This is a genomic window from Pseudomaricurvus alcaniphilus (genome assembly GCF_011440395.1).
GTDB lineage: Bacteria > Pseudomonadota > Gammaproteobacteria > Pseudomonadales > Cellvibrionaceae > Pseudomaricurvus > Pseudomaricurvus alcaniphilus.
In genome coordinates this window covers 89,466-104,098 of the sequence record NZ_JAAOIX010000002.1, presented here as the reverse complement: position 1 = coordinate 104,098, position 14,633 = coordinate 89,466, and the positions used below count along the sequence as shown (strand labels likewise).

Below are 14,633 nucleotides of genomic sequence, written 5' to 3'. Positions count from 1 at the left end.
GTTACTGCTTCGCCATTGGCAACAGCTTGACCTGTTGGCCATCACGCAGATAGCTGATGCCCGCCGCGGCGATAATTTCGCCTTCGTGCAGGCCCTCTCCGACGATAAGCATCTGGTCGTAGACGCCAATAATGGAGATGGTGCGGCGCTGCACGGTGCTGCTGGCGGAGTCGTAGACGAATACCGTACCGCTGCCAATTTGCGCGGATAAGTTCGGGTGCCCGTCGGTCGGTGGAGACGAGTCCAGGTTGATACCGCTGACAGGTATCAGAAAACCATCGCTGCGGATGTCGAGGGGAATTTCCAGGGTCACTTCGGCGCTGAGCCCCGCCTTCAGGGCGGCAGGTGTCTCGTCCAGCGCCACCACTACCGGAAAGGAAGAAATGCTGGTGGCGCGGGCACCCAGCTCCTTGAGGTGGCCCTGGTAGACGGTGGTGCCGAGATCGGGAAAGGTTATGCTGGCGCGGTCGCCGACGGCAATTTTATTGATAATGCTGGCCGGCACACTGAAAGACACTTCATAAGCGCCTTCACTGTACATGCCCAGCACCACTTCGCCGGCGGCCACCTGGGCAAAGTCCCGGCTTTCGACGCTGGAGATCACCCCTTTGAAGGGCGCCTGCAGGCGGGTTTTCTTCAGGCTTTCCCGGGCCAGCTCGAGGGACTTTTCGGCGCGCTGCAACTGGGCAGTGGCGGCGTTGTACTGGTTTTCCGCCTGCTCATACTGGGATTGGGTGACGAACTTTCGGGCCAGCAGATCCTGTTTGCGCTGGTAGTCAGCTTTGGCAGTGCTCAGCGCCGCCCGGGCCTCCTGCAGCGAGGCCTGCGCCTGTTGCAGGTTTAATTGCAGTGAGACCGGATCGATCTCGGCCAGTATTTGCCCCGGCTCTACTCGCTGGCCCACTTCCAGGTCCAGGCTCTTGAGCTTGCCACCTACCTCAAACGACAGCTTGGTTTCCCGGGCCGGCTGCACGATGCTGGGGTAGCGGCGCAATTCGAAATTGGCGGCCCGGCTTACTACATAGCCCTTCATGCCGCGCACTGGCGGAGGTTCCGCTATCTCGACCGGCTCGCCACAGGCGACCAACAGGCAACTGAACAGAAGTGCAGGGAGAAAGGTGTTTTTTTTCATTATTAGGCTCGGTAAGTGAAACCGGGAGGCAGAGGTGACGTTGGGCTTTATGCCTGGCGCAAACGGCCAAACTACATCAGGGTGAGGGCATTGTTCAATAAATTGTGGCAAAAATCCATGTACGCAGCGGTTGTCAGCCGCTGGAAAGCGGGCCAGTCAGCTCGGACGGGCTGGCGCAGTGACGCCGCGGTTTGAGCTGCAATGGCCCGCCCGCCGCGGCGGTTACCTGCCGGCTCCGCCGGGCGTTGGGCTATCAGCAGGTGGGACTATCACTCGTCTTTTAAGGTTTCATAGCGCAGGGGTTTCAGGTCTTCGCTGGTTGCCGGTACAAATTTACCCAGACCGCAGGAGGCGCCGGGCATAAAGCCGCCGCCCATAGGGTCCAGTACAGTGATCAGGTCCATGTCACAGAGTTGGCTCATGGTTACGCGGTACATGATGGTGGAATCTTTGCGCAGCCCTGGGCAGGGGCGCGGCAAAACATTGATGTAGACTTTTTTGCCACTGAGGTGAAAGGCGATGCGCTGATTATCGAGCACGCGGGTCGAGTTGATCCTGGTCAGGCTGAGGCAGCGCTCGGTGCCCGGCACCATGACATTGTCATCCTCCGCATCCTGGTGCTGGTCGGCGAAGGAGTGGCCGCCCAGTCCCAGCAGGGCGATCAACAGGGCAGATGTGGTTTTCATAATGGTATATCTCCTGATGGGGCGAGCCGTTCTGCACACAAATAGACAATAATCGATGTCAGGAGTTCGCCGCCGGCGAGTGGTGCCCGCCGCCAATATAACCAATGAACTCCTGGCCGGGTTTTTTTATTTGCAAATAATTCCTAACCCGCAAGGTGAAATTAATTTAGGCTGGTCAGTGCACAGTGTTGCTTTCTTTACCCGGCACAGGAGCATGTTATGAGCGATCCCACAAACGATGCGGAACAGGAGTGCAAGATGGTGCAGGGATGCGCCGCGGTAGACCTGATCATTGAAGCGCGGCAGAAGGACCTGGGTGGTTTTTCCGTGCGCCGCTTGCTGCCCACTACCCGGCGCAAGATGGTTGGCCCCTGGATCTTTTTCGACCATATGGGCCCGGCCCAATTCCCCGCCGGGGAGGGGGTTAACGTGCGTCCCCACCCGCACATTAACCTGGCCACCGTCACTTACCTGTTTGCCGGGGAGATTTTGCATCGCGACTCGCTCGGCAATGTGCAGGCCATTCGACCCGGAGATATCAACCTGATGGTCGCCGGTCGTGGCATTACCCACTCCGAGCGGGAGCGACCGGAAGTGCGCAATGTCCCGCACAGTGCCCACGGCTTGCAGTTGTGGCTGGCATTGCCAGAAGAGTTCGAGGAGGTGGAGCCGGCCTTTTATCACTACCCCGGGGCGAAAATTCCCGCAGTGACGGTGAACGGTGTGCCGGTACGGGTGATGATGGGCAGCGCCTTTGGGGTGACCTCACCGGTGAAAACCTACGCTCGAACCCTGTATCTGGAAGCCAGCCTGCACGCCGGCCAGACGCTCGCCCTGCCCGACGCCGAAGAGTGTGCCGTGTATGCGCTGGAGGGCAGTTTGCGGGCGGGTCACAGCCTCATCCCGGAGCATGCCATGGCGGTACTTTCCAGGGCCGGGGGTATCGTTATCGAAGCGGCCGAGGACGCCCGCATCGCGGTAATTGGTGGCGCCACCTTGAGCCGCCGTTACGTCGACTGGAATTTTGTGTCCAGTCGCAAGCAGCGCATTGAGCAGGCCAGGCGCGACTGGCAGGAAGGGCGCTTTGCCAAGGTGCCCGGGGACGAGGAAGAGTTTATTCCGCTGCCCGACTAGGCGGGCGCGACCCGTGTCGCTGCGGGCGGGCTTTTGCCAAACCCGCGCCGTGTTGTTTGATACTGGCTGCAGCTGCCAGCGGTTCGCCGTTTTGCCCGCTCCAGGCCGGGGTTCAGGTGCCTAGCCCGCAACAGCCTGGGCCGGCCGCCACTCGCCACAGTCGATCAGGACTCCGTCGGCGGGTGCCGACTGCAGGTAGTAGATCCAGGCGCGACCGTAACAGGTGTCAATCTGCGTGCGCTGATACCAGCCGGGATACCCCTCGAGGGCATCGAGGTCGGCCATGGTGCCGGGGCTGACCTGGTACACCTCGCCGCTAATCCTTGACCCGCCTTCCAGGCAGACGGCCGGGAAAGGCCCCAGGTCATACAGGCTGAACAGCTCCCGAGTGCGCCACTCACCCATGCAGACACTGGTCTGCAGTAAATAATGGTTGTGGCCGCCGCGTTTCAGGGAGCCGTAGACAAATACCAGTTCACAGCCTGGGTCGTGCATTTCCATCAATCGTGAATTCCATTCTGGTCAGTAGTATCTCGATAGTCCGAGCGCATGTGCAAGTCCCGCTGCGGGAACGGGATTTCAAAGCCATTTTCGCGCAGCGCCGTCTCCACTGTCCAGAAGTAGGCGGATTTGGTTTTGCTGGGCCCCTGGGCGGCCCAGCAGTTGGTGAATCCACTACTGGCCGTTAACGCTGCGCACAGTCTGTCATTAAAGTGTCAACAAAGCGACCTACCTTGGTCACACTCATGTCACTGCCACAGGGAGCGTTGCGACCGCCGCATGCGCCTGAACCACCTTCTAGATAGCCTGTTGCTGCGCCAGCACCCGACTGCCGGGGGCGCAACATTGGCCGCTGCCAGTGCGGCGGTGCAGCTGCGGTTGCTGGACCGGCAGCCGCTGCACCAGGTCGATCCGCGCTACCTCTCATTTTCTATCGATATTTCGGTACTGGCAGGCGGCTTCTGGTGGGAGGGCAGTGGCAACTCGCGGCGGGGACTGGGCACGCTGCGGGTGCCACCCTTGGACCTGAACTCAAAAAAACTGGACCGCCTGGTGCAGGCGCTGGCGCCGGCCTATTTACGTGTGGGGGGCTCGGAAGCCGACAAGATTCACTATTTTGCCAGCCCCGGCCATGATGCCAGTGAACTGATTCTGACCCAAACCATGTGGGATTCACTGCACAGCTTTATCACGCGCAACCAGTGCAAGTTTGCCTTTACCTACAAGTACGGCCTGTTTAAGCGCCGCCAGCACGGCGAGTGGGCCGGCACTGAAATTCAACAGCTGCTGGAGTACTCCAGCGCACAGGGCTATCGACTGGATGTCTGTGAGCTGGGCAATGAGCTCAACGCCTACTGGGCGTTTCACGGTATTCGCTCGCAACCGCGGGCGAAAATGCTGGCCCGGGACTACGCCACCTTTGCCCGGTTGCTGCGGCGTTATTACCCGGACGTGAAAATCTGTGGCCCGGGCAGCGCTTTCTGGCCGCGGCTGGGGGAAACCATCAGGCCCTTTTCCAATATAACCCCCAAGTTCCTGCAAACCATGGGGGCCGAGCTGGATATCGTCGACTGGCATTACTACCCCTTCCAAAGTGAGCGTTCGCCGCTGCAGACCCGCTCGGCCACGCTGCAAACAGCGCTCTCGATAAAGTCGTTCGATACCTTTGGCCACTACAGCGAAAAGCTGCGTCACTGGCGCGATCTCTACCAGCCCCAGGCGGAGCTGTGGACCGGTGAAACCGGCTCCGCCCAGTGCGGCGGCCAGCCGAGAATATCCGATCGCTTTGCCTCCTGTTTCTGGTGGGCAGACCAGTTGGGGCAGGGGGCGCTGCTGGGCCAAAAAGTGATGGTGCGGCAGAGCCTGATCGGCGGCGACTACGGGATGATCAACCGCTTGACCCTGAAGCCGCGCCCGGACTATTGGGTCAGCTGGCTTTGGGGGCAATTGATGGGCGAGGCGGTCTATGGGGTGAGCAACAGTCACCCGGACCTGCGGGTGTACTGCCACCAGCACAAGCATTCAAGCGATTTGGTGCTGCTGATCATCAATACCTCCTGTGCCTTGGTCAGTATCGATCTGCAGTCGTTTGGCCGGCCGGCAATGTGGGGTGGTGCTGACCGCGGCGGTGCAAGTTCCGCGTCCACCGTGCAGGTGCAGCAGAGCTACAGCCTTTATGCCAACAAGTTGACCGCCAAGCGGGTGTTTATCAACGGGGTGCGGCCGCGGCTGCACAAGGGCCAGCTCGGCCTGCAGGATTTCCCGCAGCAGGCCGGGAGCAATCCGCTGCGGGCCCGCTCGATCAACTTTTGGCGGATTCGCTAGCCCGGCTGCAGGCCACGGTACTGCGTCGGTGCACCTCGCCAGACAATACGGTGCTATATTCGCAGTGGCTCAGGGGCGGCGCTGGCAGCTGAATTCAGCTGTAAGCTCTACTGCTGTGCTTGACCGTGTACATGTGGCTGTCGGCGCTGCGGATAAGATCCTCGATGGAGGCGGCGTCATCCGGGTACAGGGCGATGCCGATGCTGACGTCGATATTGATTATGTGATCCCTGATCTTCTGCGGAGCGGCCAGGCGGAGTCGGAGTTTGGACGCCAGGGTCTCGGCATCCTCCCGACCCTTGAGCTCTTCCATAATGATGGCAAATTCATCCCCGCCGAGGCGGGCAATAACGTCGCTGGCACGGATTGTCGAGGTGAATTTCCGAGCGACCAGTTTCAGTACCTCGTCGCCGATATTGTGGCCGTGGTTGTCGTTGATGAGTTTGAAACCATCGATATCGATATACAGCACGGCGAGTTTGGCGGCGCTGCGTTGCGCGCGCTTGAAGGCGTGTTCCAGGGTGCTGTTAAACAGCGCCCGGTTGCCAATTTCGGTAAGGGAATCGTAGTGCGCCATCTGGTGTAATTTTTGTTTTTGCGCTTCCAGTTCAGCGGTGGCCTGGTCAATCATCTGCTCCAGCTCCGTGCGCGCGACCATGCTCTCCTGCAGTTTACTGGTCATGTTGTTGAACTGTACCGCCAGCTTGGCCAATTCGTCTTTGCCGGAGGCCAGTGCCCTGGTGTCCAGGTCGCCGCTGGCGACACCCTGCACCAGGCTTAGCAGTTGATTCATGCGACCGGAAAAGGTGTAGACAAAATACAAGGCAATCAGCACATTGAGAATGCTGACGGTGAAAACCGATGCCTTCAAGGCCTGGTTGATATTGCTGGATTTGCGTTTGAAGTCCAGCAGGGCACCGAAGGACAGGTTCAGGCTCTCGTCACTGATCAGGTTTAAGGTCAGGTAGAGCCGGTTGCCAAGTGCTTTTTTGGCATTGGCCAGTAATTGCGGGTCGGAGTTGGCGCTGGACAGAGTGTCATCGATGGTGAGCAGGCGCTGGAACAGAGTGTGCGCCGTTTTATTCAAGGCAAGGGCGGAGCTCAGGTAGGGCTGCATATTGATCGAAACTTGCGGTGGATTGTCCAGGTATTGTTGCAGGGTACTGTGCAGCGAGAGCCAGTGCTCGGCATTGGCCGGGGTGGATGCCAGTCCGTACTCGCGCAATGCGGCTTGCAGGTTGTCAGTGGTCTGCAGCACGCTCTCGACATACTCGGTGTGGAGAATCAGCGTGTTCTCATTGCGTTTGGTGGCATTTATAAACGCTGCACAAACGATGGCGAGGCCGACGGCGAGTAGGGCGATGATGTAGAGTTTAGACTTCAAGCTCATGGTAAATTCTGCTGTATAGGGTTGCAATGTGTCGGGAGCTAATCGCGCAGGTCCCGCTTCATACGATCGTAGGCCCGGGAGTCAATGACCAGCCTGAAATCAGGTGCCTGTTGTTCATCCAGTAACCCGCTGTTGATCGCCCAGTTGGCCTGCTCCTCCAGGGTCAACACCAGGGATTCGTTCAGCGTCAGGCTGAAAAGGTAGTCGCTCCACAGCCAATCCACAAACTGCTTGTCCAGCTGCAGGTAGGCCTGGATGATGTCTTTGGACTTTTCCGGCTCGGCGTAAATAAACCGGTTGGCGGTGCGAATGGCGCGCAGTATATTGCTGATCAGTTGCTGGTTGTCATCGGCAAAGCTGCGGGAGGAGACCAAATTAAACGTCAGGCTGTAAAGCGCCTTGGTGTCGAGCGGTGCGACCGATTGTTGCTCTTGCTGCAGGATCCGGTAGGCGAAGGGCTCCCATACGACAATACTGTCGACTTCACCGGATTTGAGCGCCTTGTGCATTTCCCCGGCGCTTTTGTCGACAGTGGTAACCTGGTCGGGGACGATGCCCTCGATGGTGAGGAAGGTGCTTAGGAAGTACTCGCTGGCACTGCCCTTAATTACCGCCGCCGTTGTTCCCGCAAGGTCCCGGGCGGAGGTGATCTGGCGGCTGTTGCGGGTAATGATCTTGATATCATTGTCGGAGTGCACGAACGTGCCGAGCAGGACAAAGTCCCGGTGCTTGAAACTGTTGAAGACCACGACGGAATCGGAGGAGGTAGCGAGGTCGACCTCGCCATTGATCATGGCGTCAAAGGTAAGATCGCCGCCATTGTATTCGATCAGCCGAACATCGACCCCCGCGTCTTTGAAGAAACCCAGTTGCTGGGCAAGGATCACCGGGGTTGACAGCGGTGTGTGGGAGACGGCGATTCTGACTTCGCGCTGCGCCGCAGTGGTCCCGGCAATACTGCCGGCAAGTTGGGGGTCAAGGCCAGTTAGCAGGGGGGCGAGGGCAAAGCCCGTTGCCAGCACACCGAGAATGGCCAGGCTGGCAGCGAGCACTGGCCTGTAGCGCGCTAACAAAGCTGGCATGAAAAACTTCCTTTTAGTGAATTGGTCGACACGAGTCCCTTTTGCTAGCCCTACTACCCGGTAGATGCGGTTAAATTCAAAACGCATAGATCCCGGCGAGCAGCCAGTACCACGTGGGCTGGCGCGCCCATGCGCCGCTCACGAATACCCTTTACCTGTTTACGCTTATATACCTACAACAATCCTTACCTGTAAAACAACCGGTACCTGTTTACGCCTGTATTTAGAATAGGTTAAACAGCCACAATTGCTTAAATATTCATCTGACAAGCGCCGGATTTGTCGCCAGTTCCTCCGGCAGCGGTAGTGTCTGGCGTGATATTCACTGTCAGGTGGAAAATAACACGCTCAGCCTGGTTATTGTAATACATTTCAACAGCGTACTGGTTAAGACCGCTGTGAAACCAGCTGGTTCGCGCTAAAGAGTTGGCAGCTAAGGCCGCGGAGCTAGCCAAATTTCTCGATATATTGCTTGATTGCGGTGCGGTAATTGCGGCTCACCTTGATTTGCGCATCAGCGCCGATGTGGAGTAAATACTCCCCTTTGCTGCAGGGAGTGATTTTCTGGATGCGGTTGACATTGACGATGGTGGAGCGGTGCACCTGTTTGAAGATACTGCTATCCAGTTGCCCCAGCAGGTGCTTGAGGGTGGCGCGCATAATATGAGTGTCGCCGGCTACGTGAATGCACATATAGTCCCCCGCGGCATCGACCCAGTCAATATCCTCCTGGTCCACCATGGTGATCAGGTCGCGGTCCTTGATAGCCAGTTTGCGGCTCAGGTTGGCCTCCGCCTGCTCCTTTTCTTCGGCGGGCCCGGCGCCGGATAAATCCGCAGCAACCTTCTCGGCGATCATTTCCAGGGCGCCGAGAATGGGCGTCTTGGAGGCGGTTGCATCCACGTTCTTGTGGCGCTCCAGGCTGCGCATCACCGACCTCTCCACGCGCTCGCGGTCCATGGGTTTTAAAATGTAGTCCACCGCGTTGATATCAAAGGCGTCGAGGGCGTACTTTTCATAGGCGGTGCAGAAAACGATCATCGGCATCACGTCGGACTGCAGGCGCTTGACCACTTCGAAGCCATTGATACCGGGCATTTGAATGTCGACAAACATCAAATCCGGCTCCATTTGCTGCGCCGCGTTGATGGCTTCACGGCCGTTCTGGCACTCCGCAACCAGATCGATTTGGGGGTGCTCCTGCAGGTAGGTCTTGAGCAGGCGACGGGCGAGGGGTTCGTCGTCGACGATAATGGTTTTTAATCTGTCCACTCAAATCTTCCTCTCTTTGGCGCTGCGGTTAATAGTCTGGGAATTCTTCCAGGGGAATGGCAATGCTGATCTTGAGGCCGGAAGGTGCCAGCGGTTGCATGTCAAAGCGGTAGTTTTGCTTGCCGTAAAAGCCATTCAGCCGCTCAATGGTATTTTGCAAGCCTATTTTACGGCCGCTCAGGGGTTTGGCACCACTGGCCTGCAGTTGTGGCCCGGTGTCCTCTACTTCGAGCAGCAATTGCTCGCCGCTGTCTCGGGCCGACACCCGAATCGTGCCGCCGTCCTCGTTCATGGCAATGGCGTACTTGATGGAGTTTTCCACCAGTGGCTGGTACAGCAGGCTGGGCACCAGGGCCTGTTTGGCTGTTTCCGCGACGTCGAGATCGATGTGCAAGCGCTCCCCAAAGCGGGCCTTTTCAATATTCAGGTACAGCATCAGCGCTGCAATCTCCTGCTCCACGGTAATTTTCGCGGTGGGGTTGTGATCCAGCGACAAGCGCAGGAAATTGCTCAGGTTGACGATCATTTTGTGGGCGTCGTCCGACTGTTGAACCTGCACCAGGGCGGCTATGGCATTGAGGGTATTAAAGAGAAAGTGCGGGGTCAGTTGATAGCGCAACATTTTCAGCTGCGATTCCCTGGCCGCTGACTCCGCCTCCAGCCGCTTCCACTTTTCGCTTTCAGCCCAGGCTTCTGTTTCTATCAGGTGGTCGTGCTCGGACTGAAACAGCAGGTAAAAGCGGATGCTGAAATAAATGGCTGACCAGCACAGGAAGATCATCAGCGAGCCAAAGTACCAGCCGCCAAAGTCCTGCAGGAGGTTTGGCTCCCGGGTTAGCCAGTAGAATGTGACCAGCCTCAGCGCGGTCCACAGCGCGGCTGTGATGGCTACAGCGGCGCTGTCGAGCAGCAGTTGGAGCAGTATCGGCTTGCCCCAGAGGGCTTGATACAGCAGGTGCAGCGGCAGTGATAACAGCAGCCCCAGCAGTGCCTGCAGGAATATATGCGCCAGGTAGGGCCAGTCGAGCTGGTCGTACCAGAGGGTCAGGCTGAAAAAGGTAATAAAGCACAGGCCAAACCAGCCCGCGCCCTGCAACAGCCAAAACTGTTTGCGGCGACTGCTGCGGACGCTATCGATAAACCGCGCTGTCGTTGTTGTCAAAGCCTTGTCCCTGCCATTGGTCTGATTATTGTTTTAAACGGGAACTACCCGTCAGGGGTACGCAGCCGGCGTATCGCCGGATCGATTTTCCGCCAGCCATCATACCGGAATTTGAGCGGCGACATTTAACACCGCCGCCAGCTTGTCTCACCGACAGTCCCTCATATCGCATGCTGTTTGAGCTCGGTAGCCGAATAGTGGAATATCGGCAGATGTCGGTCGTGCGCTGGCCGCGGGACTGGTTCGAACGGAGATGGTTCGAACGGAGATGGTTCGAGCGGAGATGGCTGCGGCCGATAACCAGCTGGCCTCACAGTGGCAGCCGCAACACCTGCAGGGCGGGATTTGCAGGGTGAGCGTGGCCCGCGCGGAGCCGCCAGTCCTGGCTTCACCGGCTGCACCGGGGGAAAAACAAACATGTTGTCACCGCAAACCCTTACCCATTATCTGTTGTTATTTGTTATTTCGGGAACGATCACTATGGCTGTAGCTGGCGCTCAGGCGGACACTATTCAAGCAAGCAGTAAAATGGTTGAACAGGCAGGCAGCAAAAACCTCGACAATTTGCCGGTCGCCATAGAGCAGCGCATTGGTGAGCTGGTTGCTCGCATGACTCTGGCGGAAAAAATTGGCCAGATGAGCCAGCTCAGCGGCTCTGGCGGCGCTGAGCTCAAGCGCGCCGTGGCCGAGGGCCGGGTCGGCTCCATCCTCAATGATGTTAACACAGAAAATATCAATGAATTACAGCGTATTGCCCGGGAAGAAAGTCGCCTGGGGATACCCCTGCTGGTCGGGCGTGATGTCATTCACGGCTTTCGCACCATTTTCCCGATTCCGCTGGGGCAGGCCGCCAGCTGGAACCCGGCAGTGGTTCGCGAAGGTGCCAGAATCGCCGCCCTCGAAGCTGCCAGTACCGGGGTCAACTGGACCTTTGCGCCGATGATCGATGTCACCCGGGACCCCCGCTGGGGGCGCATTGCCGAGAGCCTGGGGGAGGATCCCTGGCTGGCCAGCGTACTTGGTGCCGCCATGGTGCAGGGCTTCCAGGGCGATGACCTCGCCGGCAAGGGCACCATCGCTGCCTGTGCCAAGCACTTTGCCGGTTATGGGGCCACGGAGGGGGGGCGCGACTACAACACCGCCAATATTCCGGAAAATGAACTGCGCAATGTCTATCTGCCGCCCTTTCAGGCGGCGGCGGACGCCGGCGTGGCCACCTTTATGGCCTCGTTCAGTGACCTGAATGGCGTGCCGGCCTCGGGCAACGAATTCCTGATGAAGCAAATCCTGCGACAGGAATGGGGTTATAAGGGCTTTGTGGTCAGCGATTGGGAATCCATTCGCCAGCTGAGCGTGCACGGCTTTACCGCCAATGACAAAGAGGCCGCTTATGAGGCGGCCAATGCCGGTGTCGATATGGAGATGGTCAGTACCACCTACGCTGATCATTTGCCGGCGCTGGTCGCCGAAGGCCGCATCGACGAGCGGGAAATAGACCGCATGGTGACCAGCATTCTGCGCATCAAAGCCCGGCTCGGCCTGTTTGACAACTCCCACACTGAGCCCACCGACTTTCCGGCGCTGGTCAATCAGCAGCACCGCGAGGCGGCCCGGCAGGCGGCGCGGCAGAGTGTGGTCATGCTGCAAAATCGCAATCGGGTTTTACCCCTTAACAGCGGCAAGCTGAATACACTGGCGCTGATCGGGCCGCTGGCGGACGACCCCTATGAGCAGTTGGGCACCTGGATTTTTGACGGCCAGGCGGAAGACAGTGTGACCCTGCTGCAGGCCTTGCGCGATGCCGTCGGCAACAAGGTCAAAGTGAACTTTGCCCGCGGCCTGGTCAATACCCGCAGCAAGTCGCGGGCCGAATTTGCCGAGGCCATAGCCCTGGCCGAGGCCGCCGACGCGGTGGTGCTGGCATTGGGAGAAGAGGCGATACTGTCCGGCGAAGCGCACTCCCGCGCCGACATTCGCCTGCCGGGTTACCAGCAGCAGTTGATCGAGGCGCTGGCGGCAACTGGCAAGCCGCTGATCCTGGTGGTTATGGCCGGTCGCCCCCTGACCTTGACCGACATCGTCGACAAGGTGGACGCCATTCTCTACAGCTGGCACCCGGGTACCATGGGCGGCCCGGCCATCGCCGATATCCTGCTGGGCAAGCACAGCCCATCCGGCAAGTTGCCGGTGACCTTTCCCAACACCGTCGGCCAGATACCCATCTACTACAGCCACAAGAATACCGGCAAGCCGCCCTCGGACGACACCATTGCCCATATCGACGACATTGATGCCAAGGCGCCGCAAACCTCCCTCGGCATGACCTCCTTCTACCTGGACGCTGGCTATAAACCGCTGTTTCCTTTTGGTTTTGGTTTGTCCTATACCGAGTTCGCCTACAGCGATATCCGTATTTCCAGCGAGCGGCCCCACGTCGGCAGTGACATTCAGGTGTCCGCCCTGTTGACCAACACCGGCAAGATGGAGGCCGAGGAAATCGTGCAGCTGTATTTGCGCGACCTGGTGGGCAATGTTACCCGTCCGGTGCGGGAGCTGAAAGGCTTCCAGCGGGTGCGCTTGCAGCCGGGTGAGGCGCGGCGGGTTGGTTTTACCCTGACCAGCGAGGAGCTGGCGTTTTACAACCGCAAGATGCAAAAGGTGGTGGAGCCGGGCCAGTTTCATGTCTGGATCGGTGGCAGCTCCGAGGCCGAACTGGCAACGCAATTTGAACTGTTGGGCGAGACAGTATTACTGCCCTGAAAATAATGATTGGATAGCCCTGCTAATGAAAACAGTGAACCCGAATGACTTCTATCTTTTATAGTGTGCGCGTAGCGCTGATTGTCGCCCTGGGCGGCTTTCTTATGGGCTTCGATGCGTCGGTTATTTCGGGCGTGGTCAAGTTTATCGAAGTGGAATTTGACCTGAGTAAAATTGAACTGGGTTGGTCGGTGGCCTCGCTGGCGCTCAGCGCTACCTTCGCCATGATGCTGGCCGGCCCCATCAGTGATCGCCTCGGCCGCAAGCCGGTGCTGACCATTGCCGCGTTGCTGTTTTTGGTTTCAGCCGTTTTATCGGCGCTGGCGCAGTCGTTTATTATGCTGGTGGTGGCGCGCATGATCGGTGGCCTGGGGGTGGGGGCGGCACTGATTATAGCCCCCATGTACATCGCCGAAATCGCGCCGTCGAAACGCCGCGGCCTGATGGTATCGTTTAACCAGCTCAACATTGTGGTCGGTATATCCACCGCCTTTTTTACCAACTACCTGATTTTAAAACTCGGCCAGTCCGACGCCAGTTGGGCCCTGCAGTTGCAATTTACCGAGTGGAACTGGCGCTGGATGTTGGGCCTGGAAATGCTGCCGGCGCTGCTGTATCTACTGAGCCTGGGTTTTGTTCCGGAAAGCCCCAGGTGGCTGATAATGCAGGGCCGCAAGGACGAGGCGCTGGCAATTATGACCCGCGCCTGCGGCGCCACCCAGGCCCGGGCTGACCTCGACGCCATTCTCGACAGTCTCGCCCGGCAGACCGATCACTCGAAGGTATCCATCCGGGAACTGCTCAAGCCCTCCATGCGCCTGGTGATGGTAATCGGTATTTCCGTGGCGGTGTTGCAACAGATTACCGGCATCAACTCGGTATTTTTCTACGCGCCGATGATCTTTGAGCAGTCCGGTATCGGCACCGACGCGTCGTTTATGCAGGCCATACTGGTGGGCCTGGTGAACCTGCTGTTTACCCTGGTGGCGCTGGCGCTGATCGATAAAATCGGGCGCAAGCCGCTGTTGAGTTTTGGAGTGAGCGGAATAGCGATTTGCATGTTTGTGCTGGCTTTCGGTTTCCATTCCGCCAGCTATACGCTCACCCCGGAAGCCATTGCCAGCTTGCCCGCCGGGATCGATCGCACGGAACTGCGGGCCATTGAATCAGTCACCTTCAACAGTGACACCAGTTTCCGCGCGGCATTGGCCGAGACATTGGGGGAAGATGCGGTCAAGCCCTTTGAGTCGGAGCTGGTGACTGCCGCGATCAGCATGAACGCCACGCTGATTCTGGCCGGCATCCTCGGTTTTGTCGCCTGTTTTGCGGTGTCCATCGGGCCGGTGATGTGGGTGCTGTTTTCGGAGCTGTTTCCCAACCGGGTACGGGGCGTTGCCATATCCTTTGTCGGCTTGATCAATTCCGCGGTCAGTTTTACCGTGCAACTCATCTTTCCCTGGGAGCTGGCTTACCTGGGCAATGCGATGACCTTCCTGATCTATGGGCTGTTTGCCCTGGTTGGGGTGGGTATCATTATCAAGCTGCTGCCTGAAACCAGCGGCAAATCCCTGGAGGAACTGGAGCGGACGCTGGTCAATGACAGGCAGCCGTTGAGCTCCCAGGCCTGACCCGGGGACACCGGCCAGGGCAACAGGTGGCCAATGCAGCACAGGCGGTGCTAAGCTGCGTT

The 14,633-nt window shown here is 58.5% G+C and carries 11 protein-coding genes; 4 read left to right on the top strand and 7 right to left on the bottom strand.

The genetic code is table 11. The features are described 5' to 3' along the window. Nucleotide 1: 1 nt before the first annotated feature. Together G8764_RS06560 and G8764_RS06555 are read right to left on the bottom strand one after the other, a co-directional pair. Entirely contained in the window at nt 2–1,132 is a 1,131-nt protein-coding gene (locus G8764_RS06560; protein WP_166163360.1) for an efflux RND transporter periplasmic adaptor subunit, read from the bottom strand. Between the two features lie 269 nt (nt 1,133–1,401). Further along, nucleotides 1,402–1,818, bottom strand: a complete 417-nt coding sequence (locus tag G8764_RS06555) for a DUF6491 family protein (protein ID WP_166163357.1) — start codon at nt 1,816–1,818, stop codon at nt 1,402–1,404. A gap of 219 nt (nt 1,819–2,037) precedes the next feature. Here G8764_RS06555 and G8764_RS06550 point away from each other — a divergent pair, with 219 nt between their 5' ends. After that, nucleotides 2,038–2,952 (top strand): pirin family protein, encoded by a 915-nt coding sequence (locus G8764_RS06550; RefSeq protein ID WP_166163355.1) that lies wholly within the window; start codon nt 2,038–2,040, stop codon nt 2,950–2,952. 120 nt (nt 2,953–3,072) lie between these two features. Here the strand turns inward: G8764_RS06550 and G8764_RS06545 are convergent, their stop codons facing one another. Continuing rightward, on the bottom strand, nt 3,073–3,453 hold the full coding sequence (locus G8764_RS06545) for a gamma-glutamylcyclotransferase family protein (RefSeq protein WP_166163353.1): 381 nt from the start codon (nt 3,451–3,453) through the stop codon (nt 3,073–3,075). Nucleotides 3,454–3,732: 279 nt separating this feature from the next. On the opposite strand from G8764_RS06545, the gene G8764_RS06540 reads away from it, so the two are divergent. Continuing rightward, entirely contained in the window at nt 3,733–5,277 is a 1,545-nt protein-coding gene (locus G8764_RS06540) for a glycosyl hydrolase family 79 N-terminal domain-containing protein (protein ID WP_166163350.1), read from the top strand. A 94-nt stretch (nt 5,278–5,371) separates the two neighbouring features. Here the strand turns inward: G8764_RS06540 and G8764_RS06535 are convergent, their stop codons facing one another. The 4 genes from G8764_RS06535 to G8764_RS06520 all read right to left on the bottom strand — a co-directional run bounded on the left by G8764_RS06535 (nt 5,372) and on the right by G8764_RS06520 (nt 10,183). Beyond that, complete coding sequence (locus G8764_RS06535; protein ID WP_166163348.1) at nt 5,372–6,667, bottom strand: diguanylate cyclase domain-containing protein; 1,296 nt, start codon at nt 6,665–6,667, stop codon at nt 5,372–5,374. Between the two features lie 38 nt (nt 6,668–6,705). Further along, nucleotides 6,706–7,749 carry an ABC transporter substrate-binding protein gene (locus G8764_RS06530; protein ID WP_166163346.1) on the bottom strand — a complete coding sequence of 348 codons (1,044 nt, stop codon included), beginning with the start codon at nt 7,747–7,749 and terminating at the stop codon, nt 6,706–6,708. Between the two features lie 447 nt (nt 7,750–8,196). Next, the gene (locus G8764_RS22910; RefSeq protein WP_166163344.1) at nt 8,197–9,021 is read right to left on the bottom strand and encodes a response regulator; all 825 of its coding nucleotides are present in this window, start codon (nt 9,019–9,021) and stop codon (nt 8,197–8,199) included. Between the two features lie 28 nt (nt 9,022–9,049). Then, nucleotides 9,050–10,183 (bottom strand): sensor histidine kinase, encoded by a 1,134-nt coding sequence (locus G8764_RS06520; RefSeq protein ID WP_166163342.1) that lies wholly within the window; start codon nt 10,181–10,183, stop codon nt 9,050–9,052. Between the two features lie 528 nt (nt 10,184–10,711). Between G8764_RS06520 and G8764_RS06515 the strand changes: the two genes are divergently transcribed. Both G8764_RS06515 and G8764_RS06510 read left to right on the top strand, forming a co-directional pair. Next, on the top strand, nt 10,712–12,943 hold the full coding sequence (locus tag G8764_RS06515) for a glycoside hydrolase family 3 N-terminal domain-containing protein (protein WP_166163340.1): 2,232 nt from the start codon (nt 10,712–10,714) through the stop codon (nt 12,941–12,943). 44 nt (nt 12,944–12,987) lie between these two features. Then, a complete protein-coding gene (locus tag G8764_RS06510; protein WP_166163338.1) occupies nt 12,988–14,571 on the top strand; it encodes a sugar porter family MFS transporter in 1,584 nt (527 codons plus the stop codon). Nucleotides 14,572–14,633 lie beyond the last annotated feature (62 nt).